Here is a 2,307-nt window from a genome sequence, read left to right on the forward strand (position 1 = left end):
ATCGGGCGGCCGCTGGACAACACCTGTGTGTACGTCCTGGACCGGGCGCTTCAGCCGGTTCCCGCGGGTGTGGCGGGCGAGCTGTACGTGGCGGGAGCGGGTCTGGCCCGCGGCTACCTCAACCGCGCCGGTCTGACCGCCGAGCGGTTCGTCGCGGATCCCTACGGTCCCGCGGGATCGCGGATGTACCGTACGGGCGACCTGGTGCGATGGACTGGCCAGGGTGTCCTGGAGTTCATCGGCCGGGCCGACGACCAGGTCAAGATCCGGGGCTTCCGTGTCGAGCCGGCCGAGGTCGAGGCCGTACTGGCCGCGCATGCCTCGGTGGCGCAGGCCGCCGTACTCGTGCGCGAGGACCGGCCCGGTGACAAACGCCTCGTCGGCTACGTCGTCCCGGCATCGGCAGGGGCTTCGGCGGACGCTGCCGCGCTTCACGCTGACGTGTCCGGTGTGCTTCCCGAGTACATGGTCCCGTCCGCGATCGTCGTTCTGGACGCGCTCCCGTTGACCCAGAACGGGAAGCTGGACCGCAAGGCCCTGCCCGCCCCGGTGTACGAGGTGTCGGACCGTGGCCCCTCGACGGCGCGGGAAGCGGTCCTGTGCCAGGTCTTCGCCGAGGTGCTGGGCCTGCCGCAGGTCGGGGTCGACGACAACTTCTTCGAGCTCGGCGGTCATTCACTGCTGGCGGTGTCGCTCGTGGAACGCCTACGAGGGCGTGGTGTCCCGGTCGATGTGCGGACGCTGTTCGCCGCCCCCACCGTGGCCGGACTTGCCGCAGTGGTCGGCCGGAGCGATGTCTTCGTGCCACCGAACCGGATCCCGGCAGGGGCCGAGGCGATCACACCCGACATGCTGCCGCTGGTGGAGCTGACGGCCGACGAGATCGACCGGATCGGCACGACCGTGCCCGGGGGCGCGGCGAACGTCGCCGACGTGTATCCGCTGGCCCCGCTCCAGGAGGGCATCTTCTTCCATCACCTGATGGGCACTGACGAGGGCGGAGACGTGTACGTCCTGCCGACCGTCCTCGGCTTCGACTCCAGGCAGCGGGTCGACGACTTCCTGGTCGCCCTGCAGAAGGTGGTGGACCGGCACGACATCCTGCGCACGGCTGTGGTCTGGGAGGGCCTCCGCGAACCCGTCCAGGTCGTGCTGCGCCGAGCCCCGCTGCCGGTCGAGCTCGTCGAACTCCGCGTCGGCGGGACCGACGCGTACTCCGGACCGGTGGATCAGCTGCTGGCGTCCGGCAGCCGGTCGATGGACATCAGCCGGGCGCCCCTGCTGCGGGCCCGGCTCGCCGCGGACCCGGGAACCGGCGGTCGTTGGCTGCTGCTCCTGCAGGTCCACCACCTCATCCAGGACCACACGGCGCTGGAAACGGTCCTCAAGGAGGTCCATGCGTTCGTCGAGGGGCGTGAAGACCGGCTGCCCGAGCCGCTGCCGTTCCGTGACTTCGTCGCGCAAGCCCGGCTGCGCGTCCCGCGCGAGGAACACGAACGGTTCTTCACCGAACTGCTCGGCGAGGTGACCGAGCCGACCGCCCCGTTCGGGCTCCTGGACGTGACCGGCGACGGCGCGAGCGTCACGGAGGCCACCCTGCCGCTGGACGACGCGCTCGCGGCGAAGCTCAGGGAACAGGCGCGCCGACTGGGCGTGAGCGCGGCCACCCTCTTCCACGTGGCCTGGGCACGGATCGCTGCCGCCACCTCCCACCGTGACGACGTGGTCTTCGGCACGGTGCTGTTCGGCCGTATGCACGCCGGAGCGGGCGCCGACCGCACCCCCGGCCTGTTCATCAACACCCTGCCCGTCCGCACGCTCACCACCGCCCCAGTGGCGGATGCGATCGGCGCGATGCAGCGGCAGCTGGCCGACCTGCTGGTCCACGAGCACGCGCCGCTGTCCCTGGCCCAGCAGGCGAGCGGCGTCCCGGCGCGGACACCGCTGTTCACCTCACTGCTCAACTACCGGCACGCCGGCGGAACCGATCGCCCCACGGCACTGGAAGGGACCGAGCTGCTCCACATCCAGGAGCGCACCAACTACCCGCTGGCCGTCGCCATCGACGACAACGGCTCCGGATTCACGCTCACCGTCCAGGCGGCGAGCCCCGTTGACCCCGGATCGGTGTGCGCTCTGGTGCACGCCACCACGCGGAACTTGATCGACGCCCTGGAGGAGTCGCCCCGCACCCCGCTCCAGGACGTGGAGGTCCTGGATGCGGGTGAGCGGCACCGGATGGTCGTCGAGTGGAACGATTCGGCGTGGGAGGTGTCCGGGGAGGTGCTGCCGAGGTTGTTCGAGGCC

Annotated in this window: 1 protein-coding gene; it reads left to right on the forward strand. The window is 71.0% G+C overall.

Translation table 11 applies throughout. From position 1 onward, the window contains the following. Positions 1–2,307 (forward strand): condensation domain-containing protein (locus AB0469_RS41065; protein ID WP_366456719.1); only part of this gene is annotated, 2,307 nt, incomplete at both ends.

The organism is Streptomyces sp. NPDC093801 (assembly GCF_040701585.1).
Lineage (GTDB): Bacteria > Actinomycetota > Actinomycetes > Streptomycetales > Streptomycetaceae > Streptomyces.